We start from the raw sequence: 20,786 nt of genomic DNA on the forward strand, positions 1-20,786 counted from the left end.
GCTGACTGCCATGACGGACGTCGACGAAGTAATGCCGCCAGGCACACGTGGCGCGCTGCTGCAGCAGATCAAGGACAAGGCCGTGGTGCACGGCAAGGTGACCCTCTCCTCGGGTCTGGAGGCCGACTACTACATCGACCTGCGCCGCATCACCCTCGACGGGGAGGCCGCTCCGCTGGTCGGGCAGGTGCTGCTGGACCTGACCGCGGACCTCGACTTCGACGCGGTGGGCGGCCTGACCATGGGCGCCGACCCCGTCGCGGCCGCCATGCTGCATGCCGCCGCGGCCCGCGGGCAGCGGCTCGACGCCTTCGTCGTGCGCAAGGCCGCCAAGGCGCACGGCCTGCAGCGGCGGGTGGAGGGCCCGGAGATCGCGGGGCGGCGCGTCCTCGTCGTCGAGGACACCTCCACCACCGGCGGCTCGCCGCTGACGGCCGTCGAGGCGGTGCGCGAGGCGGGCGCCGAGGTCGTCGCCGTGGCGACCATCGTGGACCGCGCGACCGGCGCCGCCGAGAAGATCCAGGAGGGCGCCGGAGTGCCCTATCTCTTCGCTTTCTCGAAGGACGAACTGGGTCTGGACTGAGTTGTCCACAGGGGGTTATCCACAACTTGGACACGGCGGGCAAAGCACCCTGCCATGTCTGCGAAGATGTGCCCGACGACGACGTCACTCCCAGGTTCCAGGTCAGGGCCGAAGCACGCAGAACGCCAACCCGCACATACAAGGAGCGGACAGATGCCCATCGCAACTCCCGAGGTCTACAACGAGATGCTGGACCGGGCGAAAGCAGGCAAGTTCGCCTACCCGGCCATCAACGTGACCTCGACCCAGACCCTGCACGCGGCCCTGCGCGGTTTCGCGGAGGCGGAGAGCGACGGCATCGTCCAGATCTCGACCGGTGGTGCCGAGTTCCTGGGCGGTCAGTACAGCAAGGAGATGGTGACGGGCTCGGTCGCGCTGGCCGAGTTCGCGCACATCGTCGCCGAGAAGTACCCGGTCAACGTCGCGCTGCACACGGACCACTGCCCGAAGGACAAGCTCGACGGGTACGTCCGTCCGCTGCTGGCGGTCTCCGAGGAGCGCGTGAAGGCGGGCCGCAACCCGCTCTTCCAGTCGCACATGTGGGACGGCTCGGCGGAGACCCTCGCCGACAACCTCTCCATCGCGCAGGAGCTGCTGGCCCGCGCCGCCGCCGCGAAGATCATCCTCGAGGTCGAGATCACCCCGACCGGTGGCGAGGAGGACGGCGTCTCGCACGAGATCAACGACTCCCTGTACACCACGGTCGACGACGCGATCCGCACCGCCGAGGCCCTGGGTCTGGGCGAGAAGGGCCGCTACCTGCTGGCCGCGTCCTTCGGCAACGTCCACGGCGTGTACAAGCCGGGCAACGTCGTGCTGCGTCCCGAGCTGCTGAAGGAGCTGAGCGACGGCGTCGCCGCCAAGTTCGGCAAGCAGTCGCCGTTCGACTTCGTCTTCCACGGCGGTTCCGGCTCCACCGAGCAGGAGATCGCCACCGCGCTGGACAACGGCGTGGTGAAGATGAACCTCGACACCGACACCCAGTACGCCTTCACGCGTCCGGTCGCCGACCACATGTTCCGCAACTACGACGGCGTCCTGAAGGTCGACGGCGAGGTCGGCTCCAAGAAGACCTACGACCCGCGCACCTGGGGCAAGCTGGCCGAGGCGTCCATGGCGGCCCGTGTCGTCGAGGCCACGCAGAACCTCCGCTCGGCGGGCAACAAGATCAAGTAAGCGGTCCTTCGCCGCGCGTTTTCCAGCGGGCCCGGTGCTACGGCGCCGGGCCCGCTGTATACCTGAGGCCATGCCCGACGTCCGGCTGGCCTCATCGCAGGGCAAGTGGATCCTGCTCACCACCGTCCTCGGCTCCAGCATGGCCATGCTGGACTCGACCGTCGTCAACGTCGCCCTGCCGCGCATCGGCCGGGACCTCGACGCGAACCTCGCCGCCCTGCAGTGGACCGTCAACGCGTACATGCTGACGCTGGCCGGGCTGATCCTGCTCGGCGGTTCGCTCGGCGATCACTACGGCCGCCGCAAGGTCTTCGTCGTGGGCGTGGTGTGGTTCGCCGCCGCGTCCCTGCTGTGCGGGCTCGCCCCGACGGCCGGCGTGCTCGTCGCGGCGCGGGCCCTGCAGGGCGTGGGCGGCGCGTTGCTGACGCCCGGCTCGCTCGCCCTGATCCAGGCGTCCTTCCACCCCGACGACCGGGGACGGGCGGTGGGCCTGTGGTCCGGCTTCGGCGGGATCGGCGCGGCGGTCGGCCCGTTCCTGGGCGGCTGGCTCGTGGACGGCCCCGGCTGGCGCTGGGTGTTCCTGCTCAACGTCCCGCTCGCCCTGCTGTGCGCGCCGATCGCCCTGCGGCACGTCCCGGAGTCGAGGGACGGCCGCTCCCACGGGCGCTTCGACGTGCTCGGCGCGGCCCTCGGCGCACTGTCGCTCGGGCTGCTGACGTACGCCCTGATCGAGGCCCGTCAGGGCTCCGCGGTGGTCGCCCTCACGGCGGTGGCCGGCCTCGCGGCGGGCGTCGCCTTCGTGTACGTCGAGAAGTACAGCCCCGACCCGATGATGCCGCTGGACATCTTCGCCTCCCGCCAGTTCACCGCCGTCAACCTGGTCACCCTGTGCGTCTACGCGGCCTTCGGCGGGTTCTTCTTCCTCTCCGCCCTCCAGCTGCAGGTCGCCCTCGGCTGGTCCGCGCTCGCCGCGGGTACGGCGCTGCTGCCGACGACGGCCATGATGCTGCTGTTCTCGGCCCGCTCCGGCGCCCTCGCCGACCGCATCGGACCGCGCATCCCGCTGACCGTGGGGCCGCTGCTGTGCGCGGCGGGCATGCTGCTGATGCTGCGGGTCAGCCCCGGCGCCTCCTACGCCGCCGACGTCCTGCCCGCGCTCCTCGTCCTGGGCACCGGCATGGTCACCCTGGTCGCCCCGCTGACCGCGACCGTCCTCGCCTCCGTCGACACCGCGCGGGCGGGCCTGGCCAGCGGTGTCAACAACGCGGCGGCCCGCGCGGCCGGCCTGATCGCGGTGGCCGCGCTGCCGCTGCTCGCCGGAATGGGCCCGGACGCGTACCTCTCCCCGGCCGCCTTCGACGACGCCTTCCACCGGGCGATGCCGCTGTGCGCGGGCGTCCTGGTCCTCGGAGCGGTGATCGCCTTCGCGACGGTACGGTCCCTGCCGCCGGACTGCCGTCGCCCGGAATGCCGCCACCACGGCGCGATCACGGCACCCCCGCTGGAGGGACAGACGGCGGCGAAGCGGATCGGCTAGCGCGGGGGCGATGGGCGAACGGGATGCTTTCCGGTGGTGTCCCGGTGGCCCGGGGCGGCGCCCGTTCGTGGTCGAGGCGGGGGTCTGGGGGCGGTCGCCTCCGGCACGGGCGACACTGGTGCACATGTCGATTCACGAGAACCTTCTCGGGGGCCCGCCCCCGACCCACCTGCCCGACGACCCCGAGCCCCGCGAGCTCCTGGCGGGCGGCACCCCGCCCGCGGACGTCGCCGCCAAGTACCCCACCTCCTCGCTGGCCTGGGCCCAGCTGGCCGACGAGGCGTTCGAGCGGGGCAGCGTCGTGGAGTCGTACGCCTACGCCCGTACGGGCTACCACCGGGGCCTGGACGCCCTGCGCCGCAGCGGCTGGAAGGGCCACGGCCCGGTGCCGTGGGAGCACGAGCCGAACCGCGGCTTCCTGCGGGCCCTGCACGCCCTCGCCCGCGCCGCCGGAGCCATCGGCGAGCAGGAGGAGCACGAGCGCTGCACGCAGTTCCTGAAGGACTCCTCGCCGACCGCCGCCCAGACCCTGGGCTGACCGTCGCCTCCGGGCCCGCCCGTCCGGTGTGACGAGGCGGGCCTTGCGATGCGGGGGGTCATTGCAAAGAATGCGGGTGGGGACCGGGGCCCCCGTGTCGGTAACGGCAGGGGCGGACCGCTACCCGGAGAACATCACAGGAGACAGCGATGTCCCACGAGGCTCACGAGGCCCAGGAGCCCGAGACCCCGCATCTCGACTTCGCCGGCACGACTCCGTACGAGGACTACGTCAAGGCGGACGTGCTCACCCATCTCCAGCACACCCTCTCCGACGATCCCGGAGAGATGGTCTTCTTGGTCACGACCCAGGTCATGGAGCTGTGGTTCACCTGCATCGTCCACGAGTGGGAGACGGCCGCCGACGCCCTGCGCTCCGACGACGTGCCGACCGCGATCGCCGCGCTGAAGCGTTCGGTGCGGGAACTGGAGGCGCTGAACGCCTCCTGGAAGCCACTGGGGCAGCTGACCCCGGCCCAGTTCAACTCCTACCGCTCCGCCCTCGGCGACGGCTCCGGCTTCCAGTCGGCGATGTACCGGCGCATGGAGTTCCTGCTCGGCGACAAGTCCGCGTCCATGCTGGTCCCGCACCGCGGCGCGCCGCGCGTCCACGCCGAACTGGAGAAGGCGCTCGCCGAGCCCAGCCTCTACGACGAGGTGCTGCGGCTGATGGCGCGGCGCGGCTGCGCGATCCCGGCATCCGTCCTGCGACGCGACGTCTCCCTGCGCTACGAGGCGAACGACGCCGTCGAGGCCGCCTGGACCGCCGTCTACGCGGGCGACGAGACCACTGAACTCGCCCGGCTCGGCGAGGCGTTGACCGATGTCGCCGAACTGGTGTGGCGCTGGCGCAACGACCACCTCGTCGCCACCCGCAGGGCCATGGGCGCCAAGCCCGGCACGGGCGGCTCCGCCGGCGTGGCCTGGCTGGAGAAGCGCGCCCGCAAGAACGTGTTCCCCGAGCTGTGGACGGCGCGCTCCCATGTCTGAACTGGCCTCCCGAGCAAGCGAGTTGGACGCCGCCGACGAGCTGGCCGGGCTGCGCGAGCGGTTCGTGCTGGACGACGTGGTCTACCTGGACGGCAACTCCCTCGGCGCCCTGCCGGCGCACGTCCCCGGCCGCGTCGAGGACGTCGTACGGCGGCAGTGGGGCGAGCTGCGCATCCGGTCCTGGGACGAGAGCGGCTGGTGGACGGCGCCGGAACGGATCGGCGACCGGATAGCCCCGCTGGTCGGGGCGGCGGCCGGGCAGATCGTGGTGGGCGACTCCACGAGCGTCAACGTCTTCAAGGCGCTGGTCGCCGCCGTGCGGATGGCGGGGGAGGGACGCGACGAGATCCTCGTCGACGCCACCACCTTCCCCACGGACGGCTACATCGCCGAGTCCGCGGCCCGGATGACGGGGTGCACGCTGCGCCCGGTGGCACCGGCCGAGGTGGGCCCTGCGCTGTCCGGCCGGACCGCCGCCGTGCTGCTCAACCACGTCGACTACCGCACCGGGCGGCTCCACGACCTGCCCGCGCTCACCGCCGCGGTCCACGCGGCGGGCGCGATCGCGGTCTGGGACCTGTGCCACAGCGCGGGCGCGCTGCCGGTCGGCCTGGACGAGCACGGGGTCGACCTGGCCGTCGGCTGCACCTACAAGTACCTCAACGGCGGCCCGGGTTCACCGGCGTACCTGTACGTCCGCCGTGACCTGCAGGACCGTTTCGACTCCCCGCTGCCCGGCTGGAACTCCCACGCGGAGCCCTTCGGGATGCGGCCCGGCTACGAGCCGGCGTCCGGGGCGGTGCGCGGCCGGGTCGGCACGCCGGACATCCTGTCCATGCTGGCCCTGGAGGCGGCGCTGGACGTCTGGGACGGGGTGTCGGTCGAGGCGGTGCGGGCGAAGTCCCTGGCCCTGACGGACTTCTTCCTGGAGTGCGTGGCGGCCTACACCCCGGCCGGCCGGGTGGAGTCCGTGACGCCGGCCGCCCACGCGGAACGCGGCAGCCAGGTCGCGCTGCGCTGCTCCCCCACTCTCGACTTCGCTCGAGCGGGAGGTGCCCCCATCGCGGGTGACGTGATGAAGCGGCTGATCGAGCGGGGAGTGGTCGGCGACTTCCGGCACCCCGACGTCCTGCGCTTCGGCTTCACGCCGTTGTACGTCGGTTTCGCGGACGTCGAGCGGGCGGCCCGGGTGCTGGGGGAGACGGTCGCGGGTTAGCTTGCGGCGCTTTCGGGGGATGTGGGCCGGGTGGTGCGTGACGCCGTCCGGCCCCCGTGCCTGTGCTGAACCGTTTTCCCCTCACCCAGCGTGACATCCGCGTGTCCGCGCACGTCACCGGCCTGATACCGTCCCCGCCAACGGCCGCGGTCCCCTGGGGGACGCTTTCCCGCCCGGTCCGTCAACACAGGTACACCGCTGAGAGGTTGGAGCATGCCGGACGACGCCGCAGCAGCCCGGGCCGCCGCCGAGGAGCAGTCGGCCTTCTCGCACCCGGCGGTCGACCCCGACTCCACCGCCGCCTACGGCGACCACCCCGACCAGGTGATCGACTTCTACGCCCCGCGCGGCGAGACGGTCCCCGGCGCCGGGCCCGTCCCGCTGGTCGTCGTCCTGCACGGGGGTGCCTGGCGGCCGCCGTACGACCGCAAGCACATCTCGCCGTTCGCGGACTTCCTGGCGCGGCGCGGGTTCGCCGTGGCCAGCGTGGAGTACCGGCGGGGCGCGGTGCTTCCGGGGCAGGGCGGCGAGGGCGGTGCGGGGCGTCCCGTCGCGGGCCGCTGGCCGGACACGTTCGACGACGTGGCCGCGGCGCTGGACGCGCTGCCCGCGCTCGCCCGCGAGGCGCTTCCGCAGGCCGACCCCCGGCGCATGGTGATCACCGGGCACTCGGCGGGCGGTCACCTCGCCCTCTGGGCGGCGGCCCGTCATGTCCTGCCGGCCGACGCGCCCTGGCGCACCGGCGGCCCCCCGCCGCTGCGCGGAGTGGTCGCGCTCGCCCCGATCGCCGACTTCGAGGTCTCCGACAAACTGGAGGTCTGCGGTGGAGCGGTACGGCAACTCCTCGGCGGGGACGAGAAGTTCGCCGAGCGCCGTCCCTACGCCGACCCGGCGCTGCTGCTGCCCACCGGCATCGCGACGGCCCTCGTCCAGGGCCGCACGGACCTCACCGTCCCGCAGGCGGTCGCCGAGTCCTACGCGGACGCGGCGGCGAAGTCCGGCGAGATGGTCGGCCTCACCCTCCTGGAGGACGTCGGCCACTTCCCCCTCATCGACCCCGCGGCGGACGCCTGCGCGGTGGTGGCGGAGGAGATCGCCCAACTGGCCTGGTGACACGCCCTGCTCGGGGGTGACACGCCCTGAGCAGTGACACGCCCTGCTTAGGGGTGACACGCCCTGATCAGGTCTTTCACCCCGGTGTCGGGGTTCCCCTCTCATACCCGTAGTACCTGAGAGCTACCCCGCGCATGGGCTCTCCAGCGTGACGCGGACGACGTTCTCGTCTCCGTAACTTCCCTTCCACACCAGCCCGATGACCGGGCGGACGAGGAGGGGGAGGAGCCGTGGGGCCGAGGACGGGGGCAGGGAAGCCGACGACCACAGAAAGCGGAAGCCCGCCCAGCCCGGGGCGGGCGGCGGAGGCGGGGGATTGCCGGGGACCGGGTCCGCGCGGTGCGGAGCCGCGGGGGCTTGGGCGGTCGGGTCCGCGCGGTGCGGGGCCGGCGGAGTCGCCGGGGCGTGAGGGGTCGGGTTCGCGGGGGCTGCGAGAGCGCCTGCGTGGGCGTGGCCTGCGGGTATTCGTGGCGCCCGGGACCGCGCAGATGCGGTCCGGGGGTGCACCCTCGGGGTCGGCAAGTGAGGCCCGGCGCACCGGGCCTCCACGCCGCCGCAGGCGCCGCGGGCGCCGTACCGTCCTGGCCGCCCTCGTCGCCGCCGCCGTGGTCCTGCCGCTCACCGGTGCCACGAGGCCGGACATCCCCGCCCCGCCCCCCGCCTCCCTGGCGCCCCTCACGCCCGAAACCCTCGACGCGGCCTACGCGGCCAACCGCGCCGACGCCGCGGAGGCGTCCCGCATGGCCGCCGCCCACGGCGACACGACCCGCGCCGCCGCCGACCACGCCATGGCCTCCCCCTCCCGCCGGCTCCTCGCCTTCGACGGAAGAGGCGAGGGCCGGGCCACGGAGGTGTTCGGCGACCTCACGCACGCCTCCCGCGTGGCCGTGCTGGTCCCGGGCTCCGACACCTCCCTCGACACCTGGGGCCGCTTCCGCGCCACCGCCGTCGCCCTGCGCCAACGCCTCCTGCGCGAGGCCCCGCACGGCACCGGCACGGCCGTCGTGGCCTGGCTCGGCTACACCACCCCGGCCACGGTCAGCACGACCGTCCTCACCACGGCCCGCGCCGAGGAGGCCGCCCCGCGCCTGCGCGACCTCCTCGCCCAACTGCACGGCCTGGCCCGCCCGGACGCGCACGTCTCCCTGCTCTGCCACTCCTACGGCACGGTCGTCTGCGGCCGTTCGGCGGCCCGGCTCTCCGGCCTCGGCGTGAGCGACATCGTGCTCGTCGGCAGCCCCGGCACCGGTGTCGACTCGGCCGCGGACCTGCGCACCCGCGCCCGCGTCTGGGCGGCCCGCGGGGACGACGACTGGATCGCCGACGTCCCGCACCTGCGCACCGACTTCTTCGGCACCACCGTCGGCTTCGGCACCGATCCCGTCTCCCCGGCCTTCGGCGCCCGCGTCTTCGCGGCGGGCGGCGGCGGCCACAGCGACTACTTCCGACCGGGCTCGGCCTCCCTGGCCAACCTCGCCCGGATCGTCCTCGGCGAGACGCGGGAGGTCTCCCATGCGTGAGCCGACCCCGCGAAGCACCTGGGACGGCATACGGCGTGCCGCCCACCGCGTCGACGCCGCCACCCCCGCTGACCGGGACCGCGCCCTGGACGCCCTGCGCGCCTTCGCGATCCTCGGCGTGGTCCTGGGCCACTGGCTGGTCACCGCCCTCGTGGCGGACGGCGGCAACCTGCACACCGCCAGCCCGCTGCAGCACATGCCCCGGCTGGCCCCGATCTCCTGGGTCTTCCAGACGCTCGCCGTGTTCTTCCTGGTCGGCGGCCATGTGGCGACCCGCGGCCACACCGCGGCCCGGGCTCGGGGCGTGCCGTACCGCACCTGGCTGGCGAGCAGGCTGTCCCGCCTGTTCACACCGGTCGCCGCCGTCCTGGCCCTGTGGACGGTCGTCACCGTCGCCCTGCTCTGCTCCGGCACCGACTACGCCACGGTCCACACCCTCGCCAAACTGGCCCTCTCCCCACTCTGGTTCCTCCTCGTTTTCGCGGCGCTGACGGCGGCGACCCCGCTGGTCGCCCGGCTCAACCCCCTGTGGCCGCTGGCCGTCGTCCTCCATGTGGACCTTCTCCGCTTCGGCCTCGGCGCCCCGCACAGCCTGGGCTGGCTGAACCTGGCGGCCGGCTGGCTGGTGCCCTACACCCTGGGCGCGGCCTGGGCCCGCGGTGAGCTGGAGCGCCCCCGCGCCGGCTGGGTTCTGCTCCTCGGCGGGGCCGCGGCTACGGCCGGTCTGGTGCTGTGGGCGGGCTACCCGGCCTCGATGGTCGGCGTGCCCGGCGCGTCCGTCTCCAACCTCGACCCGCCGACGCTGGCCGCCGTCACCTTCGGCCTGGCCCAGTGCGGACTGGCCCTGCTCCTGCGCGACCGGCTGCGCCGTGCGATGCGCCGCCCTCTGGCGTGGGCGGCGGTGGCCGTGGTGAACCTCTCCGCCATGACGATCTTCCTGTGGCACCAGACGGCCATGATGGCGACCACCGCCACCGGCCTCCTCGCGGGCCGCCTGCCCGGCCTGCACACGCGCCCCGACGACGTCGTCTGGGTGGCCTACCGGCTGACCTGGCTGCCGGTCTTCGCCCTGGCCCTCACGGTCTGCTGGACGGCGTTCCGTGCGTACGAACACGGCCGTCCGGCCGAGGGCGGCCGCTCGCGGGTGGTGCGGACCGGACGCGGACCGGCCGATCGGGCGGGGACGGCGGGGCCGCGCCGTGTCTAGGGTGGTCCGCGTGACGGGGACGGGGATCCGGCGGGTGCTGGGCGAGCGGCTGCCGCGCTGGCCGCGGGTGCTGCGCGAGGACCTGTGGACCCTGCGGGCCGACCCGCTGCCGCGTTCCGCGCGGCTGCGCGGGGCGCCGCACGTGGTGCTGTGCCTGGCCGCGTTCGGCGTCGTGCTCGGCGGGGTCGCACAGCTCCGGGACAACGGGCACCTGGGCACCGGGACCGTCTTCCCGATCGCGCTCGCACAGGGCGGCGCGGTGGTCCTCGCCCTCAGGCGGCCGATCCCGGCGTGGTGGCTGTCCACGGGCGCCACGCTGGTCGGCGCCGTGCTGCTGCACGGCCGGCTGAGCATGCCGCCGGCCATGCCGTTCACCTGGCCCTGGACCACGGCCGGGATCATCGCGCAGACCCTCGTGATGCTGCTGCTCGCCCTGCGCGTCCCCACCCGTGTCTCCGCCGAGGCGCTCACCGTGACCGCCCTCGTCACCTACGCCCTCGAGGGTGTGTGGGGCGCCGCGCACTATCAGGAGACCGGGGTCATCGCCGTCGCCCTGTCGGCGCTGGTGTGGGCGCTCGGCAGCGCCCTGCGCGGCCGTCGCGAGGCCCGGGCGGAACTCGGCCGGCAGGCCACGCTCGCCGCGGAGGAGCGGGCACGGCGCACGCTGCTGGAGGAGCGCAGCCGTATCGCGCGCGAACTGCACGACGTGGTCGCCCATCACATGTCCGTCATCTCCATCCAGGCCCAGGTCGCCCCGCACCTCGTGCAGGACCCGCCCCCCGAACTCCGGGAGAACCTGGAGGGCATCCGGCACAACGCGCTGGAGGCGCTGACCGAGCTGCGCCGGGTGCTGGGAGTGCTGCGTTCGGAGGACGGCGACACCGACGCACTCGACCGGGCCGGCACCGACCCGCACAGCCCGCAGCCCACCCTCGACCGGCTCGACGCGCTGGTGGAGAACACCCGGGCGGCCGGGCTGAGCGTGAGCACGCGGATCGTCGGCGAGCGGCGGCCGCTGCCGTCCGGCGTGGAACTGTCGGCGTACCGGATCGTGCAGGAGGCGCTGAGCAACGTCCTGCGGCACGCTCCCGGCGCGACGGCGAGCGTGGAGATCGGCTACGTGCCCTACGGTCTGCGGGTGGAGGTCCTCAACTCGCCCTCGCGCAGACCGGTTCCCCCGTCGCCGGGCGCCGGGCACGGGCTGCTCGGCATGCGGGAGCGGACCGCGATGCTGGGCGGTCACCTCCTGGCGGGCGCCCGGCCGGACGGCGGCTTCCAGGTCTCCGCGTTCCTCCCGGTCACCCCGCACCCCGAGGCCGCGGGGCCCGTCGACGCCGACGACACCTCCGATGTGAAGGACCACACCGCATGACGAGCAGCCCGATCCGCGTACTGATCGCCGACGACCAGCAGATGGTCCGGCAGGGCTTCACCGTGCTGCTCAACACCCAGCCCGACATCGACGTCGTCGGGCAGGCGGTGGACGGCGCGGACGCCGTCGCCAAGGTCGGCGAACTCGCCCCGGACGTCGTCCTGATGGACATCCGCATGCCCGAGCTGAACGGCATCGAGGCCACCCGCCGCATCGCCGTCGAGCTGCCGCACATCAAGGTGCTGGTGCTCACCACGTTCGACCTCGACGAGTACGTGTACGAGGCGCTGCGGGCGGGTGCGTCGGGGTTCCTGCTGAAGGACGCCTCGGCGGACAAGCTGGCCGAGGCGGTCCGCGTGGTGGCGGCCGGCGACGCGCTGCTCGCGCCCGGCATCACCCGGCGGCTGATCGCCGAGTTCTCCCGCCTGGGCGACCGGCCCCGGGCCCCGCTCAAGGTGCGCGTCGGCGATCTGACCGAGCGCGAGACGGAGGTCCTGGCCCTCATCGCGCAGGGCCTGTCGAACGCGGAGATCGCCGAGCGGCTGGTCGTCGCCGAGCAGACCGTGAAGACCCATGTGGGCCGGATCCTGGTGAAGCTGGGGCTCAGGGACCGGACGCAGGCGGCGGTGTTCGCGTACGAGTCGGGACTGGTCAGGCCGTCCGGCTACTGAAGCCCGCGCCCCGTACCCGTAGTACTTCAGGTGGATGCCGCAGGACCGTTCTCACAGGGGACGCCCCCGTACGGGGTCTGCGCCTACGGTTTCCGTGTGACCGAGAAGACCCGGACGCAGCAGGAGCCCACGAGGCTGCTGGAGCCGTCGGACCCCGCGTACGAGCCGTACACACCGCGCAGCCCCGAGTTCCGGGCCGCCATGGATGCGCTGCAAGGGCTGCGGCAGGACCTGTTCCATGACGCCTTCGCCTACCGTCCGCTGCCCCGGATGGGCGTCGACGGCCCCCTCACCCGGCGGCTGAGGGGCAGGCTGCGGGAGTACGCGACCTGGCGGGGGCACGCCGTGATCGTCGCCCTCGGGCTGCTCGCGATGCTGATCGGCGCCAACAGCTCCCTGATCGGCGCGGGCAACAACTTCGTCCTCGGCCTGCTCGCGCTGGTCCCGGTCCTGCTGACCATGGTGCGGCCGGTCGGCGCGTTCTGGCTGTCGATGGCCGCGACCCCCCTCGCCGGCGTGGTCGGCGGCAGCTGGGAGACCGAGTTCCCGTGGCTGCCCGGGAGCTTCGCCTGCCACCTGTTCGTCCTCACGATCGTGGCCGTCCGCACCAGGCCGCGCACCGCGGCGTGGATGTGGGTGCTGACGACGGTGTACGGCGTCGTGGTGGAGAACTTCTTCAACTGGGGACACTCGCCGTTCGGCACCAACTCCGCCCCGATGGTGTTCTTCTCGGCCCTGGCCCTCCTCGCCGTCACCGTCTGGCACATCCGCCGCGACGCCCGCCAGGAGGTGACCGCGCAGCAGACCGTGACCGCGCACGAGCGCTCCCGGCGCACCCTGCTGGAGGAGCGCACGACGATCGCCCGCGAACTGCACGACGTGGTCGCCCACCACATGTCGGTCGTCGCCATCCAGGCGGAGGCGGCGCCCTACCGGGTGGAGAACCCGCCGCCGGAGCTGGAGAAGGCGTTCGCCACGATCCGGGAGAACGCGGTGGCGGCCCTGACCGAACTGCGCCGCGTGCTGGGCGTGGTCCGCGCCGAGGACTACGAGGCGCCGGACGCCCCGCAGCCCACACTCGCCGACCTGGACGCACTGCTCGCCAACGTCCGCGAGACAGGCCTGCGCGTGGACAGGACGACCACCGGGGCGATACGCGAACTGCCGCAGGGCGTCGAGCTGTCGGCGTACCGGATCGTCCAGGAGGCGCTGAGCAACACCCTGCGGCACGCGCCGGGAGCCGCGGCCAAGGTGGAGGTCTCCTACGTCCTCGGCGGTCTCGGCCTGCGCATAGTCAACGACCCGCCTCCGGAGCCGTCGGCGGTCAGACCGTCACCCGGTGCCGGCCACGGTGTCACGGGCATGCGCGAACGCGTCACCATGCTCAACGGCGAGATGACGGCGGGCCGGACGGACGAGGGAGGATACGAGGTGACGGTGTTCCTGCCGGTCGTCGCGGTGAGCGAAGGAGAGGCATGACGATCCGCGTCCTGATCGCGGACGACCAGATGATGGTGCGCGAAGGCTTCTCGGTCCTCCTCAACGCGATGCCGGACATCGAGGTCGTCGGCGAAGCGGTCAACGGCCGCGAGGCGGTCGAGCGCGTCCGCGAACTCACGCCCGACGTCGTCCTGATGGACATCCGCATGCCCGAGATGAACGGCATCGAGGCGACCCGCGAGATCGTGGCGGCCAACAGCACCTCGAAGGTCCTGGTGCTGACCACCTTCGACCTCGACGAGTACGTCTACCAGGCGCTGCGCGCCGGCGCCTCGGGCTTCCTGCTCAAGGACGCCTCCGCCCGCCAACTGGCCGACGGGGTGCGGGTGGTGGCGTCCGGCGAGGCCCTCCTCGCGCCCACCGTCACCAGACGCCTGATCACGGAGTTCTCCAAACTCTCCCAGGCCCCGCGCGTCATGCAGGCCGCCCACCAGGCCTACGGCGACCTCACCGAACGCGAGACGGAGGTCCTGGTCCTCATCGCCCAGGGCCTGTCCAACGCGGAGATCGCCGAACGCCTGGTGGTCGCCGAGTCGACGATCAAGACCCACGTCAGCAGGATCCTGGTGAAACTGGGCCTGCGCGACCGCACCCAGGCAGCGGTGTTCGCCTACGAGGCACGGCTGGTGACGCCGGGTTAGTGGAGGGACCGGGTCCGTGTATCAGGGCTGATCGGCAGTGCCGCTGGGACCTTCGGCACACTGACGCCCTCACGGCGCGGCGAGACGCTGAAACTTCCGGAAATGCCCCTTTCGGAGGGGGTCTCCGAAGCCATGGGGGGCGTGTCCGACAACGGAGGCGGGCTTCGATGAACGGCCATCAGGGGAATGGTTCGACGGCGACGGAAGAACGGGCCAGCGCACTCGACGTGGGCTTGCGTGCGGAGGCCGAGAAGATGACGCTGGCCGAGTACAAGGCAGTCGTGGAGGCGGGGCACAAGCTGGTGCAGGAGGCCGGGGGCACCTGGCTGCTGCTGCACAGCGAGTTCGTGTCCGACAACCGGGAGACGGGAACCGAGGGGCACCTCAGGGACATGCTGCGCGGGGCCTACGGGTATCCCGCCTCGGAGGACAACGGCTACGACGTCGAGCTCAACGTCCTGCTCGAATCCCCCGGCGGCAGCCTCGACAGCGCGTACTCGTCGGCGCTGTACCTCGCGCAGTACGCGAAGACGGTGCGGGTGTTCGTGCCCGGCCGGGCGAAGAGCGCCAGCACGCTCGTGGCCCTCGGGGCGAACGAGCTCTACCTTTCGCCCTTCGGTGAACTCGGGCCGCTGGACACGCAGATCTCCGATCCGCGCAACCCGGCGAGTCGTGTGTCGGCGCTCGACTGCTACCAGAGCGTCGACTACGTCCGCAGCTTCGGCATCCGCACGCTGCAGCTGGTCCTGCCGGAGCTCATCAAGCAGACCGACGGGAAGGTCGCCGTCGAGACGCTGCTGAAGACCGCCAGCGACTACACGTTGGGCATGGTGCAGCCCATGCTGGGCAGCGTCACCGCGCTGCACTTCGGAGGGTGGGGCAGGAGCCTCAAGATCGGCGAGTTCTACGCCCGGCGGCTGCTGCGCATGCACGCCGACGAGGTGGACGACAAGCGGGTCGACGAGATCGCCTCGCGCCTCGTCTTCGACTACACCCATCACCTCTTCCCCATCGACCACCACGAGGCCCGGCGCATCCACCTGCCGGTGCGCATGATGGACGAGGTGGTGTACGACAAGGCCGTCGCGGTCATCGAGAAGTGCCACCGGAAGGACTTCATCGGCTTCCTCAGCCAGGAGGAGGCCAAGAAGGCCAAGCCCTGGTACCGGGGCATCGAGGGCGAGGAGGCGGCGGCCGGGGCGCACGGGCGGTTCGACGACGGTCACGCGCTGGCCCAGACGCGGATGTCGCGGAAGTCGAGCTGATGAGTGCCGGGCGGAGGGCTTCCCGGGGCCTGCTCAACTGGGCGCGGAGCAATCCGGCGCAGAGCGTCGGCTATGCCTTCCTCTCGGTCATCGCCCTCGTCATGGCGGTGATGGCCGTGATGCTGGCGCTGCATTCCGGTCTGCTCGGGTTCACTGTCGGCTCTCCGCCGGGGGACAGGGAACTGGCGGTCTTCGCCACCTTCATCGGAGGCGGCCTCGCCACCGCCGTGACGCTGTTCGGCGCGCTGCTCACCACGGAGCACAACGCGCGCGAACGGCGCAGGCTCGACTTCGAGACCATCGTGAAGGGTCTGGAGGCGCTTCCCGCCGGCAAGCCCGAGCGCGTGGCGGGCATCCTCAGCACCACGGTCCTGATCGGCCAGCCGCGCGTGGCCATACGGATACTCGAACCCGCGTGGGAGGCCGGGGAGGTGGACGACGGCACCGCCACCTGGATCATCGACGAGATACTCGCCGACGGCGCGCTCCAGCATCCGTACCACCTGGACGGCGAGTTCGCGGACGAGACCACCATGGTCGAGGCAACCTCCCTCCTGCTTGAGCACGCGGCGAGCAGGGGGCTGACCAATCCGCGCGTGGAAGGCGAGTACGCGTTCCCCGGTCGCCTCATGGACAAGTGGAACGTGGGCGGGGACGTCCCGGTCGCGGCCAAGGAGTACGTACTGCAGGCCATGGGAGAGGTGCTGCTCTCCCAGGACAAGGCCTGGTGGTGCGGCGACGCCGAGGAGATGCAGCAGTTCCCCATCGAGCCCTGGCTGGACTGCGCCCTCGCCACCGACGAGGACGAGAGCGTGAGGGAGTCGGCGGCCGTGCTGTTCAGCGCCCTCCACTCGTGCTTCCCGGAGGAGGAACAACGGCGCTTCGACGGCAGGCACGCCGGTGCGGAAGCCGTCCTGCGACGCGTCCCGGCGGAGAACGGGGTCAAGGCCAACGGCGAATGCCTCGAACTGGCCGGACGGATCGCGACCGACTGGGGCGGAGCGCCGTAAGGCCGTCGGGGCCGTGGCCGGCTCGTACCTCGGGCCGGGGCGAGGCCACGGCCCCGACGATCACCTGAAGGAACACCCCTGGTCAGGGCCCGGCATGCCGGGTTAGCGTCCCCGCATGGCAGCCTTCGACCCCTGGGACCCGGCGTTCCTCGCCGACCCCTACCCCGTCTACGCCGAACTGCGTGCCGCCGGGCGCGTGCACTACTTCGAGGCCACCGACCAGTGGCTGGTGCCGCACCACGCGGACGTCTCGGCGCTGCTGCGGGAGCGCCGGCTCGGGCGGACGTATCTGCACCGGTTCGGCCACGAGGACTTCGGACGCACCGCGCCTCCGCCCGAGCACGAGCCGTTCCACACGCTCAACGACCACGGCATGCTCGACCTGGAGCCGCCGGACCACACCAGGATCCGGCGGCTGGTGTCGAAGGCGTTCACGCCGAGGACCGTCGAGCAGCTCAGGCCGTACGTGACCCGGCTGGCCGGGGAGCTGGTGGACGGGCTGGTGGAGCGTGGCGGCGGCGATCTGCTCACGGACGTCGCCGAACCGCTGCCCGTCGCCGTCATCGCCGAGATGCTGGGCATCCCGGAGTCCGACCGCGCCCCGCTGCGGCCGTGGTCGGCGGACATCTGCGGGATGTACGAGCTGAACCCGTCCGAGGACACGGCCCGCAAGGCCGTACAGGCGTCCGTGGAGTTCTCGGAGTACCTGCGCGAGCTCATCGCCGAGCGGCGCAAGAAGCCCGGCGACGACCTGATCTCCGGGCTGATCGCCGCTCACGACGAGGGGGACCGGCTGACCGAGCAGGAGATGATCTCCACGGCCGTGCTGCTGCTCAACGCCGGGCACGAGGCGACCGTCAACGCCACCGTCAACGGCTGGTACGCCCTCTTCCGCAACCCGGACCAACTGGCCGCCCTGCGCGCCGACCACACGCTCGTCCCCACCGCCGTGGAAGAGCTCATGCGCTACGACACCCCGCTGCAGCTCTTCGAACGCTGGGTGCTGGACGACATCGAGATCGACGGCACCGTCATCCCCAGGGGCTCGGAGATCGCGATGCTCTTCGGGTCGGCCAACCACGACCCGGATGTCTTCCGGGACCCCGAGCGCCTGGATCTGACGCGCGCGGACAACCCGCACATCTCCTTCTCCGCCGGCATCCACTACTGCATCGGCGCCCCGCTCGCCCGCATCGAGCTGGCCGCCTCCATGACGGCCCTGCTGGAGAAGGCCCCGACGCTGAGCCTCAGCGAGGAGCCGCGCCGAAAGCCGAACTTCGTGATCCGCGGCCTGGAGGGACTCGGTGTCCAGGTGGGGTGAGCACCCGTTCGGATGATCACCGAGCGATCCCCTGCGAAAGCCGCGAGTGACGTCACGCTGGTGCCTGCCTGCGGAGGGAGGCGCCATGACGGCTATGGCAGAGCGCACCTCGTCACCGATGTCGCCGGACGTGTTCGAGCGGATCGCGGCCTTCGCCGAACGCGAGGACGAGACCGTTCAATCCGACCCAGGGCCTCAAGGTCGAGGCCTACCGCCGGGGGCGGGTCCGGCCTGACGGCGTGCTCGCGCCGGTGGGGCATTTCGCGGGACAGGGCGACTGGGCCGAAACCGATGGCGTGCTCATGGTCGTCGAGATCACTCCGTACGACACGGACACGCACCTTCGCGACCGCGTGGAGAAGCCCCGGGGCTCCGCCGAGGCCGGGATCCCCGTCTACTTGCTCATCGACCGCGACAGCCTCTCGGTCCTGGTCCACAGCGACCCGGACCCGGAGGACGGATACCGGGACATCCACGTGGTGAAGCTGGGCGGCAAGGTCACTGTCCCCGATCCGGTCGGCATCGAACTCGACACCCTGGAACTCAAGGACTACCTCGACTGAGCGGCCGCCGTCCCGCCCAGGCCGCGCTCAGGTCGTCAGGTCCCGCCGTCGTAGGCCGGTGAGGCCCGCGGCGACCAGCACCACCGCCAGGGCCAGCAGTACCAGGACCGGCCCCCACTCCATCCCCCCGCCCGGCAGCTTCGGCAGGTGGCCGAAGGGGGACAGGTCCAGCACCGCCTGCGGTGCGTCCAGCGCCGGGCCGACCCAGCCGATGAGCAGGACGGCGCCCGCCACGCCCCAGGCCGCCGTCGCCGCCCGGGGCAGCACCCCGTACAGCAGCACCGCCAGCCCGCCGATCACCCACACCGCGGGGAGCTGCACCAGGCAGGCCCCCAGGATCGGGCCGGCCTCCTTGCCGTAGCCGACGACGAAGCCGAGGCCGGTCAAGAGCATCAGCAGGACCGAGCCGCCGAAGGCGATGACGAGGTGGCCTGCGGCCCAGCGCAGGCGGCCCACGGGGTTCGCCAGCACCGGTTCGGCCCGGCCGGAGGTCTCCTCGCCGTACAGGCGCAGCACGCTGCCGACGACGTACAGCGCCGCGACCAGGCCCATCATGCCGACCATCGCTGCGAGGAAGGCGTTGGTCAGCGCGCTCTGCCCGCCCATCCGCTCGAAGATCCTGCGCGCGCTCTCGTTGTCGCCGACGATGTCGGCCACGCCGTCCGTGAGACCGCCGTAGACGACTCCGACGACGAAGAAGGCGAGCGACCAGCCAAGGACGCTGCCGCGCTGCAGCCGCCAGGCGAGCGCCCCGGCCGTGCCCAGGCGGCCGACCGAGGGGCCGGGCCGGGTGGGCAGGAAGCTCATGCCGATGTCCCGGCGGCCCGCGAGCCCGTAGGCGACGGCCGCCTGGAGCGCGATCGCCGCCGCGAACAGCGCCAGCACCCACCAGCGTTCGCCGGCGTACGCGCGCAGGTTCTCCAGCCAGCCCAGCGGCGACAGCCACGTCCACACCGAGGAGCCGTCCGTGGCCGCGGAGTCGCCCGCCGCGCGCAGCACGAAGGCCGCGCCGAGCACGCCGGCGGTCAGGCCGCGCGCCAGCCGTGCGCTCTCCGTCAGCTGGGCGACGATCGCCGCGGCCGTCGCGAAGACCATGCCGACGGCCGCCAGTCCGAGCCCGAAGGCCAGCGCGCCCGCGGCTCCCTGGCCCGCCAGGCCGGCCACGACCAGCAGGGCCAGCACGGCGTTCGCCACCGCCGCCGCGAGCAGGGCCGCGGTCAGGGAGGCCCGGCGGCCCACCGCGCCGGAGGAGATGAGTTCCTGACGTCCGCTCTCCTCCTCGTCGCGGGTGTGGCGTACGACGACCAGGAGGCTGGTGACCGCCGCGAGCACCCCGGCGTAGACGCCGACGCGCCAGGCCGTCAGGGCGCCGACGGAGTCGTCGAAGACGGGACCGATCAGGGCGCGGAAGGAGGCGTTGGTGGCGACCTGGTGGATGAGGTCGGCGCGTTCGGCGGGGGTGCCGTAGAGGGTCTTCAGCGTGTTCGGCATGGAGAGGACCATCAGGGTGTTGACGGCCACCCACACCGGGATCATCAGCCGGTCGCGGCGCAGGTTGAAGCGCAGCAGGATCCGGGTGCCCACGAGGGACGTCATCGCGCCGCCACCTCTTCGTCCTGGTAGTGGCGCAGGAACAGCTCCTCCAGCGTGGGCGGGGTGGAGGTCAGCGAGCGGACTCCGGACTCGCTCAACTGTTTCAGTACGGCGTCGAGTTTGTCGGTGTCGACCTGCAGCCGTACGCGCCGGCCCTGGACGTCGAGGTCGTGGACGCCCGGCAGGTGCGACAACCCGTTGGGCGCGCCCGCCAGTTCGGCGGTGACGCTGGTCCGGGTCAGATGGCGCAGGTCGGCCAGCGAACCGCTCTCCACGGTGCGGCCCTTGCGGATGATGCTCACCCGGTCGCAGAGCTGCTCGACCTCGCTGAGGATGTGCGACGACAGCAGGATCGTCCGGCCCCTGGCCCGCTCCTCCTCCACACAGCGCTGGAAGACCTCCTCCATCAGGGGGTCCAGGCCCGAGGTCGGCTCGTCGAGGATCAGCAGGTCGACGTCCGAGGCGAACGCGGCGACCAGGGCCACCTTCTGACGGTTGCCCTTGGAGTAGGTGCGGCCCTTCTTGGTGGGGTCCAGCTCGAAGCGCTCGATCAGGTCGGCGCGGCGCGCGGCGTCGAGTCCGCCGCGCAGGCGTCCGTAGAGGTCGATCACCTCGCCGCCCGAGAGGTTGCGCCACAGGGTCACGTCCCCGGGGACGTAGGCGATCCGGCGGTGCACCTCCACCGCGTCCTTCCACGGGTCGCGGCCCAGCACCTGGGCGGCGCCGGAGTCGGCGCGCAGCAGGCCGAGCAGGACGCGGATGGTGGTGGACTTGCCGGCACCGTTCGGGCCGAGGAAGCCGTGCACCTCGCCGCTCTCCACGTCGAGGTCCAGGCCGTCCAGGGCGTGGGTGCGGCCGAAGGACTTGTGGAGCCCGGCGACCGTGATTGCCTTCGTCATGGTTCAGAACGTACGCTTCTTTCAGAAATTTGTGAAGATAAGGAAGCCTGTGAAGCCCGGTTAGGGTGGTGG

General features: G+C 72.3%; 18 protein-coding genes and 1 pseudogene. 17 read left to right on the plus strand and 2 right to left on the minus strand.

The features are described from left to right. Positions 1–10: 10 nt before the first annotated feature. The 17 genes and pseudogenes from pyrE (at position 11) to LN251_RS15230 (ending at position 18,222) form a co-directional block, all read left to right on the plus strand. Positions 11–583, plus strand: a complete 573-nt coding sequence (gene pyrE / locus LN251_RS15150; RefSeq protein WP_362984290.1) for an orotate phosphoribosyltransferase — start codon at positions 11–13, stop codon at positions 581–583. A 153-nt stretch (positions 584–736) separates the two neighbouring features. After that, positions 737–1,759 (plus strand): class II fructose-bisphosphate aldolase, encoded by a 1,023-nt coding sequence (gene fbaA, locus LN251_RS15155; RefSeq protein ID WP_362984292.1) that lies wholly within the window; start codon positions 737–739, stop codon positions 1,757–1,759. Positions 1,760–1,829: 70 nt separating this feature from the next. Then, positions 1,830–3,296 carry an MFS transporter gene (locus tag LN251_RS15160; RefSeq protein WP_458244890.1) on the plus strand — a complete coding sequence of 489 codons (1,467 nt, stop codon included), beginning with the start codon at positions 1,830–1,832 and terminating at the stop codon, positions 3,294–3,296. A 124-nt stretch (positions 3,297–3,420) separates the two neighbouring features. After that, entirely contained in the window at positions 3,421–3,834 is a 414-nt protein-coding gene (locus LN251_RS15165; RefSeq protein WP_058924140.1) for a DUF3151 domain-containing protein, read from the plus strand. Between the two features lie 149 nt (positions 3,835–3,983). Beyond that, positions 3,984–4,823, plus strand: a complete 840-nt coding sequence (locus tag LN251_RS15170) for a tryptophan 2,3-dioxygenase family protein (RefSeq protein WP_383672343.1) — start codon at positions 3,984–3,986, stop codon at positions 4,821–4,823. Then, on the plus strand, positions 4,816–6,039 hold the full coding sequence (kynU, locus tag LN251_RS15175) for a kynureninase (protein ID WP_458244891.1): 1,224 nt from the start codon (positions 4,816–4,818) through the stop codon (positions 6,037–6,039). The genes LN251_RS15170 and kynU overlap by 8 nt, the downstream gene beginning before the upstream one ends. A gap of 213 nt (positions 6,040–6,252) precedes the next feature. After that, complete coding sequence (locus LN251_RS15180; RefSeq protein ID WP_458244892.1) at positions 6,253–7,152, plus strand: alpha/beta hydrolase; 900 nt, start codon at positions 6,253–6,255, stop codon at positions 7,150–7,152. 488 nt (positions 7,153–7,640) lie between these two features. Then, positions 7,641–8,672 carry an alpha/beta hydrolase gene (locus LN251_RS15185; protein ID WP_458244893.1) on the plus strand — a complete coding sequence of 344 codons (1,032 nt, stop codon included), beginning with the start codon at positions 7,641–7,643 and terminating at the stop codon, positions 8,670–8,672. Next, the gene (locus LN251_RS15190; RefSeq protein WP_458244894.1) at positions 8,665–9,879 is read left to right on the plus strand and encodes an acyltransferase family protein; all 1,215 of its coding nucleotides are present in this window, start codon (positions 8,665–8,667) and stop codon (positions 9,877–9,879) included. The genes LN251_RS15185 and LN251_RS15190 overlap by 8 nt, the downstream gene beginning before the upstream one ends. 10 nt (positions 9,880–9,889) lie before the next feature. Next, positions 9,890–11,251, plus strand: coding sequence for a histidine kinase (locus LN251_RS15195; RefSeq protein WP_458244895.1), 1,362 nt, complete (start codon positions 9,890–9,892; stop codon positions 11,249–11,251). Next, a complete protein-coding gene (locus tag LN251_RS15200; RefSeq protein WP_142153968.1) occupies positions 11,248–11,922 on the plus strand; it encodes a response regulator in 675 nt (224 codons plus the stop codon). The genes LN251_RS15195 and LN251_RS15200 overlap by 4 nt, the downstream gene beginning before the upstream one ends. Positions 11,923–12,018: 96 nt before the next feature. Further along, positions 12,019–13,401 (plus strand): sensor histidine kinase, encoded by a 1,383-nt coding sequence (locus LN251_RS15205; RefSeq protein WP_458244896.1) that lies wholly within the window; start codon positions 12,019–12,021, stop codon positions 13,399–13,401. Next, the gene (locus tag LN251_RS15210) at positions 13,398–14,063 is read left to right on the plus strand and encodes a response regulator (RefSeq protein WP_058924132.1); all 666 of its coding nucleotides are present in this window, start codon (positions 13,398–13,400) and stop codon (positions 14,061–14,063) included. The genes LN251_RS15205 and LN251_RS15210 overlap by 4 nt, the downstream gene beginning before the upstream one ends. A gap of 167 nt (positions 14,064–14,230) precedes the next feature. After that, positions 14,231–15,328: a hypothetical protein gene (locus LN251_RS15215; protein WP_458244897.1), complete on the plus strand. Its 1,098-nt coding sequence runs from the start codon at positions 14,231–14,233 to the stop codon at positions 15,326–15,328. Next, entirely contained in the window at positions 15,328–16,338 is a 1,011-nt protein-coding gene (locus tag LN251_RS15220) for a hypothetical protein (protein WP_458244898.1), read from the plus strand. Before LN251_RS15215 ends, LN251_RS15220 begins: the two co-directional genes overlap by 1 nt. A 115-nt stretch (positions 16,339–16,453) precedes the next feature. Beyond that, a complete protein-coding gene (locus tag LN251_RS15225; protein ID WP_458244899.1) occupies positions 16,454–17,659 on the plus strand; it encodes a cytochrome P450 in 1,206 nt (401 codons plus the stop codon). An 85-nt stretch (positions 17,660–17,744) separates the two neighbouring features. After that, positions 17,745–18,222, plus strand: a pseudogene (locus tag LN251_RS15230) (Uma2 family endonuclease). A 27-nt stretch (positions 18,223–18,249) separates the two neighbouring features. On the opposite strand, the gene LN251_RS15235 reads toward LN251_RS15230, so the two are convergent. Next, positions 18,250–19,818 carry an ABC transporter permease gene (locus tag LN251_RS15235; RefSeq protein WP_458244900.1) on the minus strand — a complete coding sequence of 523 codons (1,569 nt, stop codon included), beginning with the start codon at positions 19,816–19,818 and terminating at the stop codon, positions 18,250–18,252. Then, positions 19,815–20,714 carry an ABC transporter ATP-binding protein gene (locus LN251_RS15240; RefSeq protein WP_458244901.1) on the minus strand — a complete coding sequence of 300 codons (900 nt, stop codon included), beginning with the start codon at positions 20,712–20,714 and terminating at the stop codon, positions 19,815–19,817. Before LN251_RS15240 ends, LN251_RS15235 begins: the two co-directional genes overlap by 4 nt. Between the last annotated feature and the right edge of the window lie 72 nt (positions 20,715–20,786).

This window comes from Streptomyces sp. MAI_2237 (genome assembly GCF_054189285.1).